This is a genomic window from Samsonia erythrinae, from assembly GCF_004342665.1.
GTDB lineage: Bacteria > Pseudomonadota > Gammaproteobacteria > Enterobacterales > Enterobacteriaceae > Samsonia > Samsonia erythrinae.
On record NZ_SMBY01000007.1, the window covers coordinates 92,636 to 117,687 of the forward strand.

The following is a 25,052-nucleotide window of genomic DNA, read 5'->3' on the forward strand; positions in this document are numbered from 1 at the left end:
GTTACGGTTTTATGAAGCTGTGACGATTTTTGTGTGCATGTTAACAGAATAGGAAAATTCGACAGTGCGCTTTTAGTGAGTTGAATCACATTTATCGTTTTTGAACCCTTCTTTATTTTCGTTTTGTGTTCGTTTTTGCTCTTTATCAAACATTGACCCGTCTTTTTGTGTCCCAATAGCAACATGTAGGCCGTCCGCCTGGAGCGAGAAGATGATGCAAAACACGGGGAACTGGCGTGAAACGGATGTGGTTGTCATCGGCGGTGGCGCGACGGGCGCAGGTACGGCACGGGATTGCGCCCTGCGCGGACTGCGCTGTCTGTTGCTTGAACGTTATGATATTGCGACCGGGGCGACCGGACGTAACCACGGTTTACTGCACAGCGGCGCCCGCTATGCGGTGACTGACGGCGAATCTGCCCGCGAATGTATTGAAGAAAACCGGATTCTGCGGCGCATCGCCCGCCACTGCATTGAGCCAACCGATGGCCTGTTTATTACGTTGCCGGAAGACGATCTCGGCTGGCAGGCGCAGTTTATTACCGCCTGCCAGCAGGCGGGGATTCGCGCACAGGCGATAGATCCGCAGGAAGCGCTGCGTTTGGAGCCCGCCGCAAACCCGGCGCTGATTGGCGCGGTACGTGTGCCGGATGGTTCCGTCGATCCTTTTCGGCTGACGGCCGCCAATATGATCGATGCCTGCGAGCACGGGGCGGAAGTGCTCACCTATCATGAGGTTATCGGGCTGATTCGACAAGGCGACCGTATTACCGGCGTGCGCGTTTTCGACCATAAAAACGGCGTGGAAACAGAAATCTACGCGCAGGTCGTGGTGAATGCCGGGGGGATCTGGGGACAACGCATTGCGGAATATGCCGATCTGCGTGTGCGCATGTTTCCGGCGAAAGGCGCGCTGCTGATTCTTGGACACCGCATCAACAATATGGTGATCAACCGCTGCCGGAAACCGGCGGATGCCGATATTCTGGTGCCGGGCGATACGATTTCGCTGATTGGCACCACCTCAACCCACATCGACTACGATCAAATCGACAATATGCTGGTGACGCCTGCCGAGGTGGAAACGCTGATGCGGGAAGGGTCCCGGCTAGCGCCTGGACTTGCGAGTACGCGCATTCTCCGCGCTTATGCGGGCGTCCGGCCGCTGGTGGCCAACGATAGTGACCCCAGTGGGCGCAGCGTGAGTCGCGGCATTGTGCTGCTCGACCATGCCAGCCGCGACGGGCTGGAGGGGTTTATTACCATTACCGGCGGCAAGCTGATGACCTATCGCCTGATGGCGGAGTGGGTGACCGATACCGTCTGCAAAAAGCTGGGTCATGATGTGGCCTGCTCGACGGCACAAACGCCTCTGCCCGGTTCTGAATCGCTGGCGGAGATGAAAACTCCCCCTCACGCCCTGTCAGCTTATGCTGCGGCCAAACCGCTCTCTGCGCCGCTGCGCGGTTCGGCGATTTATCGCCACGGCAAACGCGCCGGGCGATTACTTTCCGGTGAACGGCTGGATGGCAGCCTGGTGTGCGAGTGTGAGGCCGTGACGGCGGGTGAAGTGCGCTACGCCGTGGCGTCATTGCAGGTCAATAACCTGATTGATTTACGTCGTCGCACGCGTGTTGGCATGGGCACCTGTCAGGGGGAGCTGTGCGCCTGCCGCGCGGCGGGGCTACTGTGCCGTCTGGGCACCACGACGCCGGAGCAGTCGTTCACACAACTTAGCCAGTTTTTGAACGAACGCTGGAAAGGTATCCGTCCGGTTGTCTGGGGGAATGCGCTGCGCGAAAGTGAATTTACCCGTTGGGTTTATCAGGGGCTGTGCGGCTTGACGGACAACGACAGACAGGAGGATCGTCATGCGCTATGACGTTGTCATTATCGGCGGAGGGCTGGCGGGACTAACCTGCGGCATTCGCTTAGCGGAGCAGGGAAAACGCTGCGCGATTGTCAGTGCCGGGCAGAATGCGCTGCATTTTGCCTCCGGCGCGCTGGATTTACTCTCCTATCTACCCGACGGACAGTCCGTCGACCAACCACTCGCGGCACTAGAGGAACTGGCGCGTCAGGCGCCTCATCATCCTTATTCCCGCATGGGTGCGGCGACGGTCGCGGCGTTGTTATCGCAGGCCGAGGCGCTGTTGGCGCGCAGCCATCTTTCCCTACAGGGGAGCTACCAGCGCAACCACTGGCGTATGACGCCGCTAGGCAAGTTTCGCCCGTGTTGGCTCAGCCCGGTTGAAGGCGTGACGCGCGGTCTGCCGGATTCCGGTTTTGGCGCCAATCCGCTGATTGTCGGTATTGAGGGTTTTCTGGATTTTCAACCGCGCATAGTTAGCGGCCTGCTTCAGGAGCAGGGCATTGCGGCACGCAGTGATGAACTGAAGCTGCCCGTGCTTGATGCGCTGCGCCAGAATCCCAGCGAGTTCCGGGCGGTGAATATCGCTCGTGTACTCGATCGCGCGGAAAACCGCTCCGCATTGATCGCCGAACTGTCACTCTTGGCCAGCGGCAACGACGCTATCATCATGCCCGCCTGTCTGGGGCTGGATAGCCCGGACATTGTGGATGCATTACGCAATGCGCTGGGCAAGCCGGTGCGGTTATTACCTACGCTGCCGCCGTCATTATTGGGGTTACGATTGCATCAGGCGCTGTCTTCGCGTTTCCGCCAGTTGGGAGGCATGGTCATGCCGGGGGATCGCGTGGTACGGGGTTCGCTGCTGCCGAAGAAGGTTGCAGTCTATAGCCAGCATCATCGTGATATTCCGCTTCAGGCGCAGCATGTTGTGCTGGCGAGCGGCAGTTTCTTTAGCAACGGGCTTGTCTCACAGTTTGATCGCGTGGCCGAGCCGGTTTTTGGGCTGGACGTTCGCTTTGCCGAACGACGTGAAGATTGGAGCCATCAGGATGTTTTTGCACCGCAGCCTTATATGCAATTTGGCGTTGTGACCGATGAACGCCTGCATCCGCGTATCGGCGGCGAAACGGTTGACACGCTGTATGCCATTGGTGCGGTCTTGGAAGGGTTCGATCCCATCGCACAGGGATGTGGGGCCGGCGTTTCCTTGCTGAGCGCCCTCTATGTCGCCGAACAGATTCTGAAGGAGGCTAACGCGTGAGCCTGCTTAGCGATGACCGTTTTGAAGACTGTATAAAATGTACGGTCTGTACCACATATTGCCCGGTTTCGCGCGTCAATCCGCTATACCCTGGTCCGAAACAGGCGGGGCCGGATGGTGAACGCCTGCGGCGCAAAGATCCGGCGCTGTATGATGACGCGCTAAAGTACTGCACTAACTGTAAGCGCTGTGAAGTGGCATGTCCGTCGGACGTTAACATCGGCGATATTATCCAGCGCGCGAAAGCGACGCACGGCGCTCATAAGCCGACATTGCGCGATGCGATTTTAAGTCATACCGATTTTATGGGGACCGTTGCCACGCCGTTCGCGCCGTTGGTGAATACGGCGACCAGCCTGAAACCGGTGCGTCAACTGCTGGATAAAGCGTTGAAAATCGACCATCGGCGCCAATTGCCGAAATATTCGTTAGGCACCTTCCGGCGCTGGTATCGCCAGCAGGCTGCAAAGCAACAGACTTACGATGAGCAGGTGGCTTATTTCCACGGCTGCTATGTGAATTACAACCATCCGCAATTGGGTAAAGATTTGATTCGGGTGTTTAACGCAATGGGGATTGGCGTCCAACTGCTGAGTAAAGAGAAGTGTTGCGGTGTGCCGCTGATTGCCAATGGTTTTCACGACAGGGCGAGGAAGCAGGCGCGCGTCAATATCCGCTCGCTGGATGAGGCCATCAATCAAAAATCGATACCGGTGGTGGCGACGTCATCCAGTTGCACGTTTACCTTACGTGATGAATACCCGCACCTGCTGGGCGTGGATAACGGCCACGTGCGCGATGGCATCGAACTGGTGACGCGCCAGCTCTACCGCCTGCTGGAAGAGGAAGGGAGAACGCTGCCGCTGCGCGAACTGCCGCTGCGGGTGGCGTACCACACGCCTTGCCATCTGGAGCGCATGGGCTGGACGGCGTATACCCTGGCGCTGTTGCAACGTATTCCCGGTTTAGAGCTGGTGGTGCTGGATTCCCAATGTTGCGGCATCGCGGGTACTTACGGTTTTAAAAGCGAGAATTACGCCATCTCGCAGGGGATTGGCGCGCCGCTGTTCCGCCAGATTGAAGAGAGCGGGGCGGATGTCGTAGTCACGGATTGCGAAACTTGTAAATGGCAGATAGAGATGTCGACCAGCAAACGGTGTGAGCACCCGATCACCCTGCTGGCTAGGGCATTGGCGCAGTCAGAGTAACAAACAGTAGGGGAGTAAAACGGGTAATGCTGGCCACTTAATCCTTATTTTAGAGAAACACGGGGATGAGGTTCCCGCAGGGACACCTCGCCCCGTGGTCGCTCCGCGTCTCCCGGTTCTTAAACGATCAACACTAAGCAAAATGGGCCGTTCTTCCTTCCGTATTGAGAATAAGAATTTATCGCAAAAAGAACTTTACAAGTGCAAATGATAATGATTATTATTGCTATGCGTTCCGGGGAACGGCGTCATGCGCCTCTGTTAATGAGGCCGGGTTTAATCATGAATGGTTAATGCCATGTACGACAATCCGGTTTCCCTGTGAAGGCACGACATTGCTCACATTGCTTCCAGTATTATTTAGCCAGCTCGGGTGCTGGCTTTTTTTTTTGCCTTACGTACCGTTCTCTTCCTCATCCCGTTCTGATTTTTCGAACAGCGCGTTGAGTTTTTTGCGCTATCTTATTTCCCGCCACCCGGTAGACTTTCTTTATCAGAAACGCGGGAGACAAAAACATGCTCTACTTACGTAAAGCGCAAGATCGTGGGCACGCCAATCACGGCTGGCTCGACAGCTGGCACACGTTTTCATTCGCCGATTATTATGATCCTCACTTTATGGGGTTTTCGGCGCTGCGCGTCATTAATGAAGACTATATTGAAGGCGGGCAGGGCTTTGGCACGCATCCTCACAAAGACATGGAAATTCTGACTTATGTGTTGTCCGGCGTGATTGAACATCAGGACAGCATGGGGAATAAAGAGCAGGTGCCAGCGGGTGAATTCCAGATTATGAGCGCGGGTACGGGCATTCGTCATTCCGAGTACAACGCCAGTCAGGACGAACAGCTGCACCTGTATCAAATCTGGATTATTCCGGAGAAAACCGGGCTGACGCCGCGCTACGAGCAGAAACGCTTCGATGTGCCGCAAGGGCGTCAACTGGTGCTGTCCCCGGATGCACGCGAAGGGTCGTTGAAAGTCTTTCAGGATATGACGCTGTGGCGTTGGGCGCTGAACGCGCAGGAGCAGTCGATGTATTCGATTCAGGCCGATCGTCGCGTTTGGATTCAGGTCGTGCGCGGTACGGTAGAGATTAACGGTCAGAAAGCGCAAACCAGCGATGCTTTCGCCATCTGGGATGAAACGGCGCTTTCCGTGCTGGCCAGCGAGGACAGCGAAATCCTGCTGTTTGATTTGCCGCCGGTATAACGGCCGTCAAACGCTAGTGAAGAAGCCCGCGGAGGAAATGACGCGGGTTTTTACATTTCTAAATGCCTGAGGCTATCATTCAGTTTCTGGCCTTTTGCCTTTACTTTTCTTTCTTTACACTTTTTTTGCTAGACTTAGCGTACTGTTTTTCAGGGCATTTTTAGTCGACGATGAAGAAAAAAAGACCCGTTCTCCAGGATGTTGCCGACCGTGTAGGCATTACCAAAATGACGGTAAGCCGCTATCTGCGCAACCCCGCGCAGGTCTCTGCGGCGTTGCAGGAAAAAATCGCCATTGCGCTGGATGAGCTAGGCTATATCCCTAATCTGGCGCCGAATATGCTCGCCAGTTCCACCAGCCGGGCGATCGGCGTGTTGCTGCCGTCGCTGACCAATCAGGTTTTTGCCGAGGTGCTGCGCGGCATCGAACGCACGGCGGAGGCGCATGGCTATCAGACCATGCTGGCGCACTACGGCTATCATCCTGAAAAAGAAGAACAACGTCTGACGTCGTTGCTGTCGTATCACATTGACGGGCTTATTTTGGCCGAACGCACCCACACGCCGCGCACCCGACAGATGCTGGATGTTGCCGGCATTCCGGTGGTGGAGCTGATGGATTCCGTTTCTTCCTGTCTGGATATGGCGGTGGGATTTGATAACGTTGAAGCGGCGCGTCAGATGACGCTGCGCATGGTGGCGCGGGGGAATCGTCATATTGTTTATCTCGGCGCGCGGCTGGATGAACGAACGCTGATGCGTTGCCGGGGTTATGAACAGGCGATGTGGGAAAGCGGACTGAAGAGCTATTGTGTCATGAACGAGCGCGCCTCTTCCTATTCGCTTGGCGGTGAACTGCTGCGCCAGACGCAGGCGGAATACCCACAGGTTGACAGCGTATTTTGCACCAATGACGATCTGGCCGTTGGTGCGATATTCGAATGTCAGCGGCAAGGACTACGTGTGCCGGACGATATCGGCGTGGCTGGCTTCCACGGGCACGACATCGGGCAGGCCATGGTGCCGAAACTCGCCAGCGTACTAACGCCGCGTGAACACATGGGGCGCATCGGCACCGAGCGTTTGTTGGCTCGCTTGCGGGGCGAGCCGGTCGAGCAGGACATGATCGATGTCGGTTTTACCGTACTGGACGGCGAAAGCCTTTAAGCGGTTGCATTAGGCTGCCGCGCGTAGTGCTTCAATGCAGCGCTGAACGACCTCTTCCCGGGTGCCGTCAATATCGACCTTCAGTACGTCGGGTTCGTCGCTGCCCGGCTCTTCCAGCGCGTCGAACTGGCTTTTCAGCAGTTCCGTCGGCATAAAGTGCCCGGCTCTGGCTCTGTGGCGTTCCAGAACCAGTTCAAAGCTGCCTTTCAAATAGAGGAATACCATTTTTTCGTTCCCTTCGCGCAGACGGTCGCGATAACGCTTTTTCAGCGCGGAACAGACAATAATGCCGGTCTCGTTTTTGTGCGCCAGGCTGTAGGCGGCATCGTTAAGTCGTTCCAGCCATGGGGCGCGATCGTCGTCGTTCAGCGGTGTGCCGCTGGCCATTTTTTGAATATTGGCGCGCGGATGCAGATCGTCGCCGTCAATAAATTTTGCCTGAATGGCGCGGCCTAGCTCAGCGCCAACTGAAGATTTACCGCTGCCTGACACGCCCATCAGAATAATGCTTCGACCTGACATAATTTGATCTCTATCCCAAACTGTAAATTAAATGATACTTAATGGTTCCAGACTTTAACATGTTACCCGTATCATGTTACCGGTATCAAATGATGATGTGATACATCTCACAAACAATCAGCCAATCCAGAACCGGATGCCCTAAAGAGATTATTAACCATGACAGAAATAACATCCGCCTATAGCGCCAGTGTGCTATTAACCATCGCCGCGGGCGCAGTCGCACTGTTACTGGTGCTGATCATGCGTTTTCGCGTCCATGCCTTTCTTGCGCTGACGCTGGTGAGCCTGATCACCGCGCTGGCGACGAAAACCCCTTTTGAGAAACTCGTGCCGACGTTGCTCAGCGGTTTCGGCAGCACGTTAGCCTCTGTTGCCCTGTTGGTTGGTCTGGGCGCCATGATTGGCCGTTTGCTGGAAGTCACCGGCGGCGCGAAGGTTTTGGCTGACACGCTGATCAACAAGTTCGGTGAGCAGCGAGCTCCCTTTGCGCTCGGTATCGCTTCACTGCTGTTTGGCTTCCCGATCTTCTTTGACGCGGGTCTGGTTGTCATGTTGCCGATTATTTTCAGCGTAGCAAAACGCTTTGGCGGTTCGACATTAAAATATGCCTTTCCCGCTGCGGGCGCTTTTGCTGCGATGCACGCGTTGGTGCCGCCGCATCCCGGCCCGGTTGCAGCCAGTGATTTACTGGGTGCCAATATCGGCCTGTTAGTGATTATCGGTGGCCTTATTGCGTTACCTACCTGGTATTTCGGCGGTTACCTCTATGGGTTATACGCAGGGAAAAAATTCGACGTCAAGCTGCCTTCAAGTTTCTTGTCTTCCGTTGATACCGACCCGACAGCGCAACCGCCTCGTTTTACTGTCGTACTGAGTATTTTGCTATTACCGCTGGTACTGATTTTTCTGGATACCGGACTGAACACGTTAACGGTAATGGGAATTGTTAGCGGTGATAGTGGGCTGGTGCAGTTCCTGCGCATGTTAGGAAAAACGCCGGTTGCGTTGCTCATCACCGTGTTTTTTGCCTTGATGATCTTCAGTGGTCGGCAAAGTCGCGATCATTTGGAGAAGATATGTGATGGTGCCTTGGGACCCATCTGCTCGATTATTCTGGTGACGGGGGCGGGCGGGATGTTCGGCGGCGTTCTGCGCGCCAGCGGCATTGGCGATGCGCTGTCGGGCGCGCTGGCGGATACCGGTATGCCGGTGATTGTCGCGGCGTTTGTGGTATCAACTGCACTGCGTGTCGCACAGGGCTCCGCCACGGTGGCACTGACCACGACGGCGGCGTTGATGGCGCCTGCGGTGGCGGTGACGCCCGGCCTCAGCCAGTTCGATCTTTGCTTTATCGTCGTGGCGATTGCCGGCGGGGCGACGGTGCTATCGCATGTGAACGATTCGGGCTTCTGGCTCGTGAGCCGCTTCCTCGAAATGGATGAAAAAACGACCCTGAAAACCTGGACGGTGATGGAAACGCTACTCGGCACCATCGCGTTCCTGATTGCGTTAGTGGGGAGTATTTTCCTCTGACAAGGGAAGGTTTTGACATTAATCCGGCGTAAAAATTATGCAGCGGTGATCATGAGCACCGAGTGAGCGGCATGGATGCCGCGAAAGCCAGTGCCGCATCGGGAACGCGTCACTGGCGGCTCGAAAAGTGGTCATGAACGCCGATGGCACCGCGTAGCGGCATGATTTAGCCGGAAGCCTGGGTTCGCAGGGCTACGGCGTAGCACAGACATTACGGTATTATCGCGCACGAAACCGTCTCTTAGTCGGCATAAAAATGTGACTAAGAACAGGGGCAACGACGCAGCTATAACTTCATATAAGCGCGCACGCCATCCAGGAACATCTGCGTCGACAGCATGACCAGAATCAGCCCCATCAACTTCTCCAGCGCGCTCACGCCTTTTTCACCCAGCAAACGCAAGAACACATCGGACATCAGCAGGATGATGAAGGAGATACCCCAGGCGATGAACAGCGCCAGCGTCAGGTGCGACAACTGGTCGGGATACTGATGGGACAGCAGCATCAGCGCGGCGAGAAGCGAAGGCCCCGCCACCAGTGGGATCGCCATTGGCACCAGAAACGGTTCTTCGCCGGCCGGCAGACCGCTGCTGTGGCCTTCCTGCGAGGGGAAAATCATCCGAATTGCGATAAGAAACAGTATGATACCGCCGGAAATGGACACGGTTTCGGTACGCAGATTCAGGAACGCCAGAATACGCTCACCGGCGAACAGGAAAATCAGCATCAACCCTAACGCGATCAGCATTTCACGGATCAGCACCACGCGCCGGCGCTTCGGATCGAGGTGTTTGAGCACGGACATAAAGATAGGCAGGTTGCCGAGCGGGTCCATAATGAGCAACAGCAGCACCGTTGCGGAAATCATTTCTGTCATGTTGGTGTTTTACTCCTGTCATCCGGCGTCAGGGGGGATGATATTAGAATGACTGCTGAAAAATGCCGTACTATCGAATAAATTCACTTGCGACTTTATGTACATTTTGTATGGTTGAACAACGCGATACTTTACAGGTTTACGGCACGACACGCGCAACCGCTATGGCAGAAAACTGAGCGCTATCGACGTCAGCCAGAATTTTTTTGTTACCCCCCAAGCAGGACAGTTACCATGAAAAATGTTGGTTTTATTGGCTGGCGCGGTATGGTCGGTTCGGTTCTTATGCAGCGTATGGTGGAAGAACGCGATTTTGATGCCATCCGCCCGGTTTTCTTTTCGACGTCTCAGCATGGCGAAGCCGCTCCGACGTTGGGCGGCCATCAGGGCGTGTTGCAGGACGCGTATAATATTGAAGCCCTGCGTGCGCTGGACATCATCATTACCTGTCAGGGCGGCGATTATACCAATGAAGTCTACCCAAAGCTGCGTGAAAGTGGCTGGCAGGGCTATTGGATCGACGCGGCATCCTCACTGCGGATGAAAGATGACGCGATTATTATTCTGGATCCGGTTAACCACGCGGTAATTCAACAGGGGCTGGATAACGGCATCAAAACCTTTGCCGGCGGCAACTGCACGGTCAGCCTGATGTTGATGTCGTTGGGCGGTCTGTTCGCTAACAATCTGGTGGAGTGGGTTTCCGTGGCGACGTATCAGGCGGCTTCTGGCGGCGGCGCGCGCCACATGCGTGAACTGCTGACCCAAATGGGCGCATTGCACGGTGAAGTAGCGCAAGCGCTACAGAATCCGGCTTCCGCCATTCTGGATATCGAGCGTCAAGTCACGGCATTGACCCGTAGCGGTTTGCTGCCGACGGACAACTTCGGCGTGCCGTTGGCGGGCAGCCTGATCCCGTGGATCGACAAACAGCTGGATAACGGTCAGAGCCGCGAAGAGTGGAAAGGTCAGGCGGAAACCAACAAGATCCTTGGCACCAGCAGCGTGATCCCGGTTGACGGCCTCTGCGTGCGCGTCGGCGCTCTGCGTTGCCACAGTCAGGCCTTCACGATCAAACTGAAGAAAGACGTGGCGCTGCCGGAGATCGAACAACTGCTGGCGACCCACAACGACTGGGTGAAAGTGGTGCCGAACGATCGTGACATCACCATGCGCGAGCTGACGCCTGCCGCGGTAACCGGCACGCTCTCCACGCCGGTGGGGCGTTTGCGTAAGCTGAACATGGGGCCGGAATACCTGTCCGCCTTTACGGTCGGCGATCAGCTGCTGTGGGGGGCCGCTGAACCGCTGCGCCGTATGCTGCGCATCCTGCTGTAATTCTCCTGCTTGTCTGGCGCAACACCGGTGGGTGTTGCGCCTGTTTCTAAGTTCGAACGCCCGCTGTGAGTGACCTCTTCGGCAATGCGCCTCATTGACGCTTTCCGCCCTATCTCGATTCTGGATAATCCGGTATCGTATTTTTTGATGAAATTAACGCCCCGTCGCTGTCTGGCGATAATAAATAAATCTATAATATTGGGTATTAAGTGCATTTTTATGAGATAACTCACAATATGATGGATTTATCCATGAAGAAGCCTGATGAGGTTGTCAAATTGCTTTGTGAGCGACTGCGCAAGGAGCGGCTGTCACAGCAGATGACGCAGGCAGACGTTGCGGCTCGTTCCGGGATTGGCGTTAACACCGTATCCAACCTGGAATCTGGGCGTAATGTTGGGGTTGGTACTCTGGTTAGAGTCGCGATGGTTCTTGGGCGTGGTAGTGAATTGGCGGCGCTGTTTATGCCTAAGATAGACAGCCTCGATGACTTGCTTCGTTACGAAAAAAACGCCACCCGCCAGCGCATCAAAAGGAGTTCCAGCGATGGTGAGTAAAGTTGATATTTACTACGAGGGCTGGGGAGATTGCTGGCAATGGGGAACATTGGTTTCTTCTACTGTGTTAACCGGTCGTCCGCTGATCATGTTCGAGTACAGTGAGGAGGCCATTCGTCGTGGACTGGAGCTGTCATCCCTGAGATTACCTTTGCGTGGCCCCAGACTGTTCCGGGATTTCCCCTCGCATCAACTGAGCCTGCCGGGGCCTGTTTATGACTCGCTTCCTGACGGTTGGGGCATGTTACTGATGGATCGCCTGTTCAGGCTCCGTGGCCTTAATGCTGCGCGTATCGGTCCGTTGGAACGGCTGACCTATATCGGCAGCAACGCGATGGGAGCGATGTCGTTCGAACCTGCTCAGCCCGAGTTCGCCACGGTAACGGAGGATATTCCGCTCGCCCAATTGTCCTCAGAAGTTCAGGAAGTGCTTGATGGTGAAGGGGGCGTATTTTTGCAACGGCTATTGCAGATGGGAGGATCGCCCCAGGGCGCGAGGCCCAAAGCGCTGCTGTACTGTGCTCCAGGCTCTCGCACTTTCACGACAGCGGCGACCTCCGGTCTGGATGCCTGGTTGTTTAAGTTTCCAGCCAGACACGAACATCCGGAAGTTTGTGCTATAGAGGCCGTCTATGCGCAATGTCTGAGAGAATGTCATATCTCCACGCCAGACACCGACTATTTCGAGTTGCCAAACGGGCAGGCGGCTTTTGCCAGTCGGCGATTTGATCGACAAAACGATTTGCGTATTCCGATGCAAAGTCTGGCTGCTTTCACTGGGGCAAATTACCAGAGCCCCGGTTCCTTGGACTACGCTAATTTTCTGCGCGCAACTCAGCTATGTACCAATGATGTAAGGGAAAAAACTCTGGCATTTGAGCGGGTTGTCTTCAACGTTATTTTCAATAATCGAGACGATCATCCGAAGAATTTTGCTTATATCATGTCATCGTCCGGGAAGTGGCGGTTGGCGCCAGCCTATGATGTCACCTATTGTGAAGGGCCAGGGGGATATCATCAAATGGATGTGATGGGAGAAGCTTTAGACATTTCTCGTGAGCAGCTTCATCGGCTTGGCGTGCAGGAAGCAGATCTGACGTCGTCACAGGTGGATCTCATGATAGAGAAATACGCCGAGGTCGCTGCCGGCTTCACGAACAAAGCCGTCGATCTGTTCCCAGGCTGCATCACCCGGGATACGCTCCGTATTATCCAGACGCGGATCAACGAAAATATTCGTGGCTTACAGAAACGATAAGTTTACGGCGTATCGCAGATTTATGCGGTGTGTCATCTGCGACGCCTTTATCATGCCACGCTATCCAACTGCGCCAGCGCCCGACGGGGGGAGATCAGCGGGACGCGGACTTCGACGCGGGTGAATTGGCCTGCTTCGCTGACCACTGTGATGCCATAGCGGTTACCGTAGCGCGCCTTGATGCGGCGGTCGACCAAGTTCATGCCGAGTCCATCGCCGCCGCTGCGAGGCTGATAAGTGCCGGCATTATCCTCTACCGTTAGTTCCAGCGTATTGGCATGCAGGCGCCCGCTGATATGGATGTGTCCGTTTTCAATCATTTGCGAGGTGCCGTGTTTAATCGCATTTTCAACAATCGGTTGCAGGGAGAATGCCGGTAACCGTGCCTCCCGCAATGCTTCCGGTAGCGAGATTTCTACCGTCAGATGGTCGGCAAAGCGCGCTTTTTCGATTTCAAGATAGGCGTTCACGTGTTCCATCTCGTCATTGAGCGACACTTCATCGTTGCTGCGCTTAAGGTTTTTACGGAAAAACGTCGACAGCGACAGCACTAACTGTCGGGCGTGGTCGGGGTTACGGCGTATGACGGCGGACAGCGTATTCAGCGCGTTGAAGAGAAAATGCGGATTGACCTGTGCGTGTAACAGTTTGATTTCCGACTGTGCCAGCAACTGCTTCTGTTGTTCAAAACGGCCCGTCAGTATCTGTGCCGAAAGCAGGTGAGCGATCCCTTCTCCCAGCGTGCGGTTGATGCTGGAAAACAGCTTATTCTTGGGTTCATACAGCTTGATGGTGCCGACAACACGCTGATCTTCGCCGCGCAGTGGAATGACCAGCGTGGAACCCAGCTTACACTGCGATGAAATCGAGCAGGTGTAAGACACTTCGTTGCCGTCGGCGTATACGACCTGATTCTTGTCAATCGCCCGGTGCGTATGTGATGAGGTGATGGGCGCGCCGACAATGTGGTGATCATCCCCCAGCCCGATGAAGGCCAGCAGCTTGTCGCGATCGGTTATCGCTACCGCGCCTACGCCCAGTTCTTCATACAGGATACGGGCAACGCGCATACTGTTTTGCGGGTTAAACCCCTGACGCAGCGCCCCTTCAGCGCGGGCGGCGATTTGCAGCGCCTTGGCGGAAAACGCGGAGGTGTATTTTTCAAAAATGGCGCGCCGGTCGAGCAGAATGCGCATAAACATGGCGGAGCCGATGGTGTTCGTGATCATCATCGGCAGGGCGATGTCTTGTACCAGTTCGACCGCGTTATCAAACGGACGGGCGACCAGCAGGATGATCGCCATTTGCAAACATTCCGCGACCAGCGCGGTCAGGCCGACGACAACGGGCTGGAACAGCAGGTCGATGCGGTTACGACGTGCCAGATAGCGGTGCAGTAGTCCGCCGATCAAGCCTTCGGCAATGGTTGACAGCATACAGGCTAACGCCGTCATGCCGCCCATCGAATAGCGGTGCAGTCCGCCCGTCAGCCCGACGAGGAAGCCGACGGAAGGACCGCCCAGCATGCCGCCCAACACTGCGCCCGTCGCGCGGGTGTTGGCAATGGAGTCATCGATGTGCAGGCCGAAGTAGGTTCCCATAATGCAGAATACGGAAAAGACCAGATAGCAGACCAGCTTGTGCGGCAGACGGATGGTCACCTGCATGAGCGGAATAAACAGCGGTGTCTTACTAAGCAGATAGGCGATCACCAGATAAACGCACATCTGCTGTAATAGAGAAAGAATCAGATCAACCTGGCTAACCATCATGGGCGGAATCTCATCAGACAAAATCCGCTAAATTGTACTGCTTTTCCCCCACCGACTTCACGCCGGCAAGGATTTTATTTTCTATGAGCGGCTGGCATCGTTGATTTACGCATAGGAGCGCTAGCGGTGAATGCGGTGTTACCTCAATCTTTATTACCGGCGTGAATTAAGTAGGAAGGCGTGGTATTCACCTCGTTCATTTTCAATAAAATATGTCAAACCTTCAGAATATCAATTCACTATCACACGTAGAACATCAAATATTGATTATTGTTATACAATTTTATCCTGTCTGATGCGGCAGAATATATTGTTTTATCTCCGTTTTTTTCCTTGTGGAATATCCGTGGAAAACGATATTCCACGTCTATTTGATTAACCGTTCGCGTAACCAACTATCGTGGTGCCGAATCAGGGCGAAAGGCGGGGCTAACCGTTGTCTGGTGGCGAGTACGCGTAACGGGATGAGCGGTTTGTGTAAGCCGTTTCTCTGTCGAAAACGGGATAAAAATGATAAGAACGCGGCGGCTTTTTATTATGGCGAATCGATTTTTTAAACAAAAGATGCGGATTATACCGTGTCATCACTTATTCATATAAATATCATCGGAAAAAGTGAACTTATTCTCGGATATTCCTTCGTTCTTTGACTACGCTAAATTGAAGAGGAATTCAGGCGACGGGTTCAAGAACTCTTTCATTGTATTCATTATTTTTATCTATTAGTGCTATTCGTTAGCAAACTAATAACTGATTATTTTTATTGGTCTTTATCGGAAATAAATCATGAAAGAATATAAATACGGCATCAGGCGTTTTTATATAACTTATTTATTTAATTCAAATGGTTAATCAGAGGATGGATACCATGTCTGCCTTATCTGATGCGATTAATTCACTTATTTCCGGGCATTTTGCCGATCCGTTTTCGCTGTTAGGTATGCATCACACTTCCAACGGTCTTGAAGTCCGGGCGTTGCTGCCGGATGCGCAGTCGGTATGGGTGCTTGACGCCAGAAACGGGCGCAGAGTGGTTGAGTTGGAACGCATTGATGAACGGGGTTTTTTTTACAGCGTAGTGCCGCGCCGAAAAAATGCCTTCCGTTATCAATTGGCGGTGACCTGGCATGAAGACTCCGGGGTGGTTGAAGATCCTTACCGCTTTGGACCGCTCTTGCAGGAGATGGATGTTTGGCTGCTGGCGGAAGGCACTCATCTGCGCCCTTATGAACGGCTGGGCGCGCATCTGGAAACGCTGGACGGGATAGAAGGCACGCGCTTTGCCGTTTGGGCGCCGAATGCGCAACGGGTTTCGGTGGTGGGCCAGTTCAATTTCTGGGATGGCCGGCGGCACCCGATGCGGTTGCGTAAGGAAAACGGCATCTGGGAGCTGTTTTTACCCGGCGTACAGGCAGGGCAACTCTATAAATATGAAATGATTGACCGTCAAGGCAGCATTCGGTTGAAGGCCGATCCTTATGCGTTTGAGGCGCAGATGCGTCCGGATACCGCATCGCTGATCACACCGCTGCCTGGGAAAGTCCCGCCCAGCGACGCCCGGCGTGGGGCCAATGACCTGCGTGCGCCGATCGCCATTTATGAAGTTCACCTCGGTTCCTGGCGGCGGCATACGGATAACAATTTCTGGCTGAGCTATCAGGAACTGGCGAATCAACTGATTGATTATGTGAAGTATATGGGGTTCACGCACATTGAGCTGATGCCGGTTAACGAACACCCGTTTGACGGTAGCTGGGGCTATCAGCCGTTGGGGCTGTATGCGCCAACGCGCCGTTTCGGTACGGCAGCGGAGTTCAGGGCATTTGTTGATGCGTTCCATGAGGCGGGCATCAATGTTCTGCTGGACTGGGTGCCGGGACATTTCCCCAGCGACGAATACGGTCTGGCGCAGTTTGACGGCACCGCGCTGTATGAGTACGCCGATCCGCGTGAAGGTTATCATCAGGACTGGAATACGCTGATTTATAACTATGGCCGCCATGAGGTGCGCAACTATCTGGCCGGCAACGCGCTGTTCTGGATGGAACGTTATGGCATTGACGGGCTGCGGGTCGATGCCGTGGCCTCCATGATTTATCGCGACTATAGCCGCAGTGAAGGGCAATGGGTGCCGAATCACTACGGCGGTAAAGAGAATCTCGAAGCCATCGCTTTCCTGCGTTACACCAACCAGATGCTGGGGCATGCCGCGCCCGGGGCGATCACGCTGGCGGAAGAGTCCACCGACTATCCGGGCGTTACGCTGCCGCCCGACTGTAACGGTTTAGGGTTTCACTACAAGTGGAATATGGGCTGGATGCACGACACGCTGGCCTACATGCAGCACGATCCGGTTCACCGCAAATACCATCATGACCTGCTGACATTCGGCATGCTGTATGCCTATAGCGAGAATTTTGTCCTGCCGCTCTCTCACGATGAAGTGGTGCACGGCAAGCGCTCGTTGCTGGATCGCATGCCCGGCGATATCTGGCAGAAGTTTGCCAATTTACGCGCGTATTACGGCTTTATGTGGGCTTATCCCGGCAAGAAGTTGCTGTTTATGGGCGGTGAGTTTGCGCAAGGGCGTGAATGGAACCACGATGCCAGTCTGGACTGGCACCTGTTGGATGAACCGGAAGGCTGGCACCGCGGCGTACAGACGCTGGTGCGCGATCTTAACCATTGTTACCAACAGCAGCCGCCGCTGTATCAGTTGGATTTTCAGCCGCAGGGGTTTGAATGGCTGGTGGTCGACGACCGGGAAAATTCGGTCTTCGCGTTTGTGCGCCGCGATGAACAGGGCAACGAATTACTGGTGGTGAGCAACTTCACGCCGGTTCCCCGCTATGGCTATCGTCTCGGCATCAACCAGCCCGGCGGTTGGCGGGAAATCATCAACACGGATTCTGGTTACTACAACGGCAGCAATCTGGGCAATATCGGGACGGTTTACAGCGAGGAATGGGGCAGCCATCAGCGCCAGCATTCACTTGTTCTGACCCTACCGCCGCTTGCCACGCTGTATCTGGTAAAGGAGGCGTAAATGGCGGCATTGAAGAGGGGGAAACCGAGCCCGCTGGGCGCGAGCTTTGACGGCAACGGCGTGAATTTCGCCCTGTTTTCGGCGGAGGCCGAACGGGTGGAACTGTGTATTTTTGATGCGCGCCAGCAGGAACAACGGATCGCGCTCACCGCGCGCAGCGGTGATATCTGGCATGGCTATCTTCCCGATGCGCAACCGGGGCTACGTTACGGCTTTCGGGTCGATGGGCCGTTTGAGCCGTCGCAAGGTTTACGCTTTAACCCGCATAAGTTGCTGCTCGATCCCTGCGCGCGCCAGTTGGATGGCTGGGTCGTGGATGATGACTGTCTGCAAGGCGGCATCGATCGGCGGGACGAGCGCGACAGCGCTGACATCATGGCGAAGTGTGTCGTCACGGCGGAGGACTACGACTGGCAGGACGATCGCCACCCGAACACCCCCTGGCAGCAGACGGTGATCTACGAAGCGCACGTGCGTGGGCTGACGCAACGGCACTCCGATATTCCCGAAGACATTCGCGGGAGCTACGCGGCGCTGGGGCACCCGGTGATGATTGACTATTTGACTTCGCTGGGCATCACGGCGCTGGAACTGCTGCCGGTACAGCAGCATGCCGATGAGCCGCGACTTCAGCAACGGGGACTGCGTAACTACTGGGGATATAACGTGCTGCTGCCGTTCGCCGTGGATAACGGTTTGGCCACGAGTGACGACGCGCTGAATGAATTCCGCGATGCGGTGAAAGCGCTGCATCGCGCGGGGATCGAGGTCATTCTGGATGTGGTGTTCAACCACAGCGCCGAGCTGGACGTCGAGGGCCCCACGCTGTGCCAGCGCGGCATCGATAACCGCAGCTATTACTGGCTGAATGAAAACGGCGAGTACCATAACTGGACCGGCTGCGGCAATGTGCTGCGCCTGAACCATCCGGCGGTCATTGATTGGGTCATGGACTGCCTGCGCTTCTGGCGCGAGGTCTGCCACGTCGACGGTTTCCGCTTCGATTTGGCGACGGTGCTGGGGCGTACCCCGGATTTTACCGCTTCCGCGCCGCTGCTGTCCGCCATGAAAAACGATAGCCGTTTACAGGGTTGCAAGCTGATTGCCGAACCGTGGGACATCGGGTATGGCGGTTATCAACTGGGTCAGTTCCCCGCGCCGTTCGCCGAATGGAGCGACCGCTATCGTGACGATATGCGCCGTTTTTGGCTGCATGGCGACATTTCTCTTGGCGCGTTTGCCCGCCGCTTCGCCGCGTCCAGCGACATTTTTCAGCAGAATGGCCGCTTTCCTTACGCCTCCGTCAATAAGCTGACGGCGCATGACGGCTTCACGCTGCGCGATCTGGTCAGTTTCAACCATAAACATAACGACGCCAATGGCGAAGACAACCGCGACGGAACGAACAGCAATTTCAGCAATAACCACGGTACGGAAGGGCTGGAGGCCGATGACGCCATCCTCCGGCGCAGGCTTGCCAGTCAGAAAGCGCTGCTGACGACGCTCATTTTGTCGCAGGGAACGCCGATGCTGCTGGCGGGCGATGAGCTGGGCCACAGCCAGCAGGGTAACAACAACGCCTACTGTCAGGACAACGCATTAACCTGGTTGAACTGGGAGCAAGCCAACCGGGAACTGCGCGAGTTCGTCGCCGGGTTGGTCGCGCTGCGCCGTGCGATCCCGGCACTTCAGCAGGCAACGTGGTGGCAGGAAGGGGACGGCGCGGTGCAGTGGCTGAGCCGCGAAGGACAACCGCTGACGCCGCAGCAGTGGGAGCAGGGGGCGCATCAGCTACAGATTCTGCTTTCCGGCCGCTGGCTATTGCTGATTAACGCCAGCCTGGATACCGGCGTGTTCACGCTGCCAGAGGGCCATTGGCAGGTTTCACCACCGTTTGATGAGATGAACTGCCCCGACGCTGGAATGTGGCACGGTCAGGCTCAGGCCGCGTGCGTTTTGGTAAAACAAGCGACCTAAGCGCACGCCATAAGAAGAATCAGGAGATAGCTATGGTGAATAACGATAAGCATGACCCTCTGATGTTGGCACGGCAGCTCCCTTTGAAATCCGTTGCGTTAATTCTGGCGGGAGGCCGCGGAACGCGGTTGAAAGGGCTGACGGCTTTGCGCGCTAAGCCCGCAGTCCACTTTGGCGGCAAATTTCGCATTATCGATTTCGCGCTCTCTAACTGTCTGAACTCCGGCATTCGTCGCATTGGTGTGATCACGCAGTACCAGTCGCATACGCTGGTGCAGCACATTCAGCGCGGCTGGTCGTTTCTTAATGCCGAGATGAACGAGTTTGTTGATTTACTTCCCGCACAGCAGCGGCATGTTACCGATCACTGGTATCGGGGAACGGCGGACGCCATCTATCAGAATCTCGATATTATTCGGCGCTACCGCGCGGAGTATGTGGTGATCCTCGCCGGTGATCACATCTACAAAATGGACTACTCGCGCATGCTCATTGACCACGTGGAGAAGGGGGCGGAATGTACGGTCGCTTGCCTTCCTGTGGCGCTGGAGGAGGCCCACGCCTTTGGCGTAATGAGCGTGGACAAACAGCATCGCATCCTGGATTTCGCCGAAAAGCCGGCGAACCCGACGCCCATGCCGGATTGCCCGGATATGGCGCTCGCGAGCATGGGAATTTACATTTTTAACGCTGACTATCTTTATCAGTTACTGGAAGCCGATCGCAACGCGCCAACGTCCAGCCATGATTTTGGTCAGGATTTGATCCCCAATGTGGTCGCGCAGCGGCAGGCTTGGGCACACCCTTTCAACCTGTCGTGCGTCACGTCAGGCGGAGATGAACACCACTACTGGCGGGATGTCGGCACGCTGGAAGCCTACTGGCGCGCCAATCTCGATCTGGCCTCCGTCACACCACAACTGGATGTTTACGATCAGGATTGGCCCATTCGTTCCGCAATGGAATCGCTGCCGCCGGCCAAATTTGTCCAGGATCGCTCCGGCAGCCACGGTATGACGATGAATTCGCTGGTCTCTGGTGGCTGCATCGTTTCCGGATCCGTTGTCACGCATTCCGTGCTCTTCCCGCGCGTGCGGGTGAATTCGTTTTGCAACATAGATTCGACGGTCATTCTGCCGGATGTCAACGTCGGGCGCTCGTGTCGTCTGCGCCGTTGCGTCATTGACCGCGCCTGCCAACTGCCGGAAGGCATGGTGATTGGTGAAAACGCAGAAGAGGATAGCCGCCGCTTTTATCGTTCAGAAGACGGTATCGTGCTGGTCACGCGGGCCATGTTGGAAAATCTGTAAACGCCATCGGAACACAATGGGAGTAATAATGCGGGTCTTACATGTTTGTTCAGAGCTGTTTCCACTGTTGAAAACCGGAGGGCTTGCGGATGTGGTTGGCGCGTTGCCCGGTGCGCAGACTGCTGCGGGGATGGATGTTCGCGTCATTTTGCCTGCCTTCCCCGATCTGAAAAAGGGAATTGCCAACGTACAGGTTGTGCGTGAGCTGGATACGTTCGCCGGGCGTGTTACCTTGCTGTTCGGGCATTTCAACGGGATCGGTATTTATCTGATCGATGTGCCTGAATTATATGAACGCACGGGTAGCCCTTATCACGATCCGGCGCGTTATGCCTATGCCGATAACTACCTGCGGTTTGCGCTGCTGGGGTGGATGGGGTGTGAAATGGCGTGCGGTCTGGATCACTACTGGCGGCCCGATATTGTTCATGCCCATGATTGGCATGCAGGATTGACCTGTGCCTATCTGGCGGCGCGTCACCGTCCGGCAAAGTCGGTGTTCACCGTTCACAATTTAGCTTATCAAGGGCTGTTTAATGCCCGTCATATGGCGGATCTCCAACTGCCGGGGGATTTCTTTCAGGTTTACGGGCTGGAGTTTTACGGCCAAATCTCCTACCTCAAAGCGGGCTTGTACTATGCTGACCATATCACGACGGTAAGTCCGACCTACGCGCATGAGATTACGCTGCCCGCCTATGGTTACGGGATGGAAGGTTTGTTGAAGACGCGTGAAGAGGAAGGACGGCTGTCCGGCATCCTCAATGGCGTAGACGACGCGATTTGGAGTCCTGAACACGATCCTTTGCTCACCCAACATTACAGCCGTGATGATCTGGCGAAAAAAGCGGAAAACAAGCGTTATCTGCAAACGGCGATGGGGCTGAAGGTGGACGACAAGGCGCTGGTTTTCGCTATCGTCAGCCGCCTGACCAGCCAGAAAGGGCTCGATATCGCGTTAAGCGTGGTGCCAGATCTGTTGGAGCAGGGGGGACAGCTGGTGGTCTTGGGCGCGGGAGATGCCGATTTACAGGAAGGGTTTCTGGCGGCCGCGGCGCAATATCATGGGCAGGTTGGGGTGCAGATTGGTTATCACGAGGCGTTTTCACACCGCATTATCGGCGGGGCGGATGTCATCATGGTGCCCAGCCGGTTTGAGCCCTGCGGGTTGACGCAACTCTATGGGTTGAAATACGGCACGTTGCCGCTGGTGCGTCGTACCGGCGGGTTGGCGGATACGGTGGCAGACTGTTCGCTGGAAAATCTGGCGGATGGTCTGGCAAGTGGATTTGTTTTTAACGACTGTAGCGTGGGATCGCTATCCCGGGCTATTCGCCGTGCCTTTGTGTTGTGGTCCCGGCCAACGCTATGGCGCTATGTACAGCGTCAGGCGATGGCGATGGATTTTGGTTGGCAGGTCTCTGCTCAGGCTTATGGTGCGCTCTATCAACGCTTGTATACCTCCTAGCTTTCTGGCTGCGCGTCATCCGCGTGCAATCTGAAAACGACAGGGTATGAGAACACTCACTTGGGAATGAATATTATGAACTCGCCGTTTATCTATACTTCGCCAACGCTCAGTGTGGAAGCGCTGAAACACTCTATTGCTTACAAGCTGATGTTTGCCGTGGGGAAAGATCCCTCGATTGCGAGTAAGCATGATTGGTTGAACGCCACCCTGCTGGCCGTGCGCGACCGGATGGTAGAACGCTGGCTGCGTTCGAACCGGGCCCAGCTTTCGCAGGATGTACGACAGGTATATTACCTGTCTATGGAATTCCTGCTGGGGCGGACGTTGTCTAACGCGCTGCTGGCGCTGGGGTTGTATGAAGACCTGAAGGCCGCGCTGGACGACATGGGGTTGGAGCTGGACGATCTGTTACAGGAAGAAAACGACCCTGGTCTGGGTAACGGTGGGCTTGGACGGCTGGCAGCCTGCTTCCTGGATTCACTGGCGACGATGGGGTTGCCGGGACGCGGCTACGGGATCCGCTATGAATATGGCATGTTCAAACAGAACATTGTGAACGGCAAGCAGGCGGAATCACCGGACTACTGGTTGGAATACGGTAATGCATGGGAATTCCCGCGTCACAGTACGCGCTATAAAGTGCGCTTTGGCGGGCGTATCCAGCAGGAAGGCAGCAAAGTCCGCTGGCTGGAAACGGAAGAGGTTATTGCGTGCGCCTATGACCAAATTATCCCCGGTTTTGACACGGACGCCACCAATACGCTACGTCTATGGGGCGCGCAGGCCAGTAACGAAATCAATCTGGGTAAATTCAATCAGGGCGACTATTTTGCGGCGGTAGAGGATAAGAACCACTCGGAAAACGTGTCGCGAGTTCTGTATCCTGATGATTCCACCTATTCCGGGCGTGAACTGCGTCTGCGTCAGGAGTATTTTCTGGTGTCCGCCACGGTACAGGATATTCTGAACCGCCACTGGATGATGCATAAGACATACGATAATCTGGCGGAGAAATTTGCCATCCACCTGAACGACACCCACCCGGTGCTGGCGATCCCTGAGTTGATGCGTTTGTTGATCGATGAGCACAAATTCACGTGGATAGATGCGTGGACGGTAGTGAAAAAAGTCTTCTCTTACACCAACCATACGCTGATGCAGGAAGCGCTGGAAACCTGGCCCGTCGATATGCTCGGCAAAATCCTGCCGCGCCATCTGCAATTAATTTTCGAGATTAACGAACATTTTCTGGAGTACGTACAGAAAGAAGTGCCTGATGACAACGATCTGCTGGCGCGTGTTTCCATTATTGATGAAAACAACGGGCGCAAGGTTCGGATGGCATGGTTAGCCGTTATCGCCAGCCATAAGGTCAACGGCGTCTCGGAGCTGCATTCGGATCTGATGGTGCAGTCCCTGTTTGCCGACTTTGCCCGCCTCTTTCCCAATCGGTTCTGCAACAAAACCAACGGCGTGACGCCGCGACGCTGGCTGGCGTTGGCCAACCCGCCGCTTTCAAAACTGTTGGATGACACGATAGGGCAGACCTGGCGTACCGACCTGAGCCAGTTGAGCGAGCTGAAGCAGCATATCGACTATCCGACATTTGTGCAGAAAATCCGCAAAGTGAAGTTAAAGAACAAAGTGCGTTTAGCGAACTACATCGCGGAAAATTTGAATATCGTGGTGAATCCGGAATCGCTGTTTGATGTGCAGATTAAACGTATTCACGAATACAAACGGCAACTGCTGAATGTGTTGCACATCATCACGCTCTATAATCGGCTTAAAGATGACCCGGAGATTGAACGCGTGCCGCGCGTTGCCATCTTTGCGGGCAAGGCGGCATCGGCCTATTACATGGCGAAGCACATCATTAACTTGATCAACGACGTCGCGAAAGTGATCAACAACGATGCGGCATTGCACGATCGGCTGAAAGTGGTCTTCATTCCGAACTATAGCGTGAGTCTGGCACAGCTCATCATTCCGGCGGCGGATCTTTCCGAGCAGATCTCTCTGGCGGGTACGGAAGCCTCCGGCACCAGTAATATGAAATTTGCACTCAATGGCGCGTTGACGATCGGCACGCTGGACGGGGCGAATGTCGAAATGCTGGAGCACATTGGCGAAGAGAATATGTTCATCTTCGGCAATACGGCCGAACAGGTCGACGCGCTGCGGAAGAACGGGTATAACCCACGGCAATATTACGATCAGGACGAAGAGTTGCGCCGGGTGCTGACGCAAATTACCACGGGAGCCTTCAGCCCCGATGATAGCCAACGTTATAGCGATCTGTTTGATTCACTGGTGAATTTTGGCGATTACTACCAGTTGCTGGCAGACTATCGTAGCTATGTGGATACGCAGGATCGGGTTGATGAGCTGTATCTGAACAAGGACGAGTGGGCGCGCTGCGCTATCCAGAATATCGCCAACATGGGCTATTTCTCGTCTGATCGCACCATCGGCGAATATGCAGAAGATATCTGGAATATCAAACCGATACGGTTGTGATGGGTAATAACTTCATCATTACGGATATCGATTGAGGCATGGTGATGGTTTCGTGGGTGGTGGGAATCGGTGTGGCTCTGTAGCAGGAGCCACACCGATTCCGCGCGACTCTATCACTGTTTGCCCAAAGTGCTCAGGCTTGTTG

Annotated in this window: 17 protein-coding genes; 14 read left to right on the top strand and 3 right to left on the bottom strand. The window is 55.1% G+C overall.

Annotated elements, in window-relative coordinates:
- The first annotated feature begins 211 nt into the window (after window positions 1–211).
- The 5 genes from glpA to gntR all read left to right on the top strand — a co-directional run bounded on the left by glpA (window position 212) and on the right by gntR (window position 6,720).
- Window positions 212–1,882 (top strand): anaerobic glycerol-3-phosphate dehydrogenase subunit A, encoded by a 1,671-nt coding sequence (gene glpA / locus EDC54_RS12245; RefSeq protein ID WP_165904304.1) that lies wholly within the window; start codon window positions 212–214, stop codon window positions 1,880–1,882.
- Window positions 1,872–3,134: a glycerol-3-phosphate dehydrogenase subunit GlpB gene (glpB, locus tag EDC54_RS12250; protein WP_132456570.1), complete on the top strand. Its 1,263-nt coding sequence runs from the start codon at window positions 1,872–1,874 to the stop codon at window positions 3,132–3,134. Before glpA ends, glpB begins: the two co-directional genes overlap by 11 nt.
- Entirely contained in the window at window positions 3,131–4,342 is a 1,212-nt protein-coding gene (glpC, locus tag EDC54_RS12255; protein ID WP_132456572.1) for an anaerobic glycerol-3-phosphate dehydrogenase subunit GlpC, read from the top strand. Before glpB ends, glpC begins: the two co-directional genes overlap by 4 nt.
- 516 nt (window positions 4,343–4,858) lie before the next feature.
- Entirely contained in the window at window positions 4,859–5,554 is a 696-nt protein-coding gene (locus tag EDC54_RS12260; RefSeq protein WP_132456574.1) for a pirin family protein, read from the top strand.
- Between the two features lie 170 nt (window positions 5,555–5,724).
- Complete coding sequence (gntR, locus tag EDC54_RS12265; protein ID WP_132456576.1) at window positions 5,725–6,720, top strand: gluconate operon transcriptional repressor GntR; 996 nt, start codon at window positions 5,725–5,727, stop codon at window positions 6,718–6,720.
- A gap of 9 nt (window positions 6,721–6,729) precedes the next feature.
- On the opposite strand, the gene EDC54_RS12270 is transcribed toward gntR, so the two are convergent.
- Window positions 6,730–7,242, bottom strand: coding sequence for a gluconokinase (locus tag EDC54_RS12270; RefSeq protein ID WP_132456578.1), 513 nt, complete (start codon window positions 7,240–7,242; stop codon window positions 6,730–6,732).
- Window positions 7,243–7,401: 159 nt separating this feature from the next.
- On the opposite strand from EDC54_RS12270, the gene EDC54_RS12275 reads away from it, so the two are divergent.
- The gene (locus EDC54_RS12275) at window positions 7,402–8,778 is read left to right on the top strand and encodes a GntP family permease (RefSeq protein ID WP_132456580.1); all 1,377 of its coding nucleotides are present in this window, start codon (window positions 7,402–7,404) and stop codon (window positions 8,776–8,778) included.
- Window positions 8,779–9,064: 286 nt separating this feature from the next.
- On the opposite strand, the gene EDC54_RS12280 is transcribed toward EDC54_RS12275, so the two are convergent.
- Entirely contained in the window at window positions 9,065–9,658 is a 594-nt protein-coding gene (locus EDC54_RS12280) for a YhgN family NAAT transporter (protein ID WP_132456582.1), read from the bottom strand.
- A gap of 234 nt (window positions 9,659–9,892) precedes the next feature.
- Between EDC54_RS12280 and asd the strand changes: the two genes are divergently transcribed.
- The 3 genes from asd to EDC54_RS12295 all read left to right on the top strand — a co-directional run bounded on the left by asd (window position 9,893) and on the right by EDC54_RS12295 (window position 12,811).
- A complete protein-coding gene (gene asd / locus EDC54_RS12285; protein ID WP_132456584.1) occupies window positions 9,893–10,996 on the top strand; it encodes an aspartate-semialdehyde dehydrogenase in 1,104 nt (367 codons plus the stop codon).
- 236 nt (window positions 10,997–11,232) lie between these two features.
- Window positions 11,233–11,553 (top strand): helix-turn-helix domain-containing protein, encoded by a 321-nt coding sequence (locus tag EDC54_RS12290; RefSeq protein WP_230514512.1) that lies wholly within the window; start codon window positions 11,233–11,235, stop codon window positions 11,551–11,553.
- A complete protein-coding gene (locus EDC54_RS12295; protein ID WP_132456586.1) occupies window positions 11,543–12,811 on the top strand; it encodes a type II toxin-antitoxin system HipA family toxin in 1,269 nt (422 codons plus the stop codon). The genes EDC54_RS12290 and EDC54_RS12295 overlap by 11 nt, the downstream gene beginning before the upstream one ends.
- 50 nt (window positions 12,812–12,861) lie before the next feature.
- On the opposite strand, the gene EDC54_RS12300 is transcribed toward EDC54_RS12295, so the two are convergent.
- Window positions 12,862–14,583 (bottom strand): sensor histidine kinase, encoded by a 1,722-nt coding sequence (locus tag EDC54_RS12300; RefSeq protein WP_132456588.1) that lies wholly within the window; start codon window positions 14,581–14,583, stop codon window positions 12,862–12,864.
- Window positions 14,584–15,451: 868 nt separating this feature from the next.
- Between EDC54_RS12300 and glgB the strand changes: the two genes are divergently transcribed.
- From glgB to glgP, 5 genes are all read left to right on the top strand, one after another.
- Entirely contained in the window at window positions 15,452–17,629 is a 2,178-nt protein-coding gene (gene glgB / locus EDC54_RS12305; protein WP_132456590.1) for a 1,4-alpha-glucan branching enzyme, read from the top strand.
- On the top strand, window positions 17,630–19,606 hold the full coding sequence (glgX, locus tag EDC54_RS12310; RefSeq protein WP_132456592.1) for a glycogen debranching protein GlgX: 1,977 nt from the start codon (window positions 17,630–17,632) through the stop codon (window positions 19,604–19,606).
- Window positions 19,607–19,638: 32 nt separating this feature from the next.
- Window positions 19,639–20,916 (top strand): glucose-1-phosphate adenylyltransferase, encoded by a 1,278-nt coding sequence (glgC, locus tag EDC54_RS12315; protein ID WP_132456594.1) that lies wholly within the window; start codon window positions 19,639–19,641, stop codon window positions 20,914–20,916.
- Between the two features lie 28 nt (window positions 20,917–20,944).
- Complete coding sequence (glgA, locus tag EDC54_RS12320; RefSeq protein ID WP_132456596.1) at window positions 20,945–22,384, top strand: glycogen synthase GlgA; 1,440 nt, start codon at window positions 20,945–20,947, stop codon at window positions 22,382–22,384.
- A gap of 75 nt (window positions 22,385–22,459) precedes the next feature.
- Window positions 22,460–24,907 (top strand): glycogen phosphorylase, encoded by a 2,448-nt coding sequence (gene glgP / locus EDC54_RS12325; protein ID WP_132456598.1) that lies wholly within the window; start codon window positions 22,460–22,462, stop codon window positions 24,905–24,907.
- The last annotated feature ends 145 nt before the right edge of the window (window positions 24,908–25,052 follow it).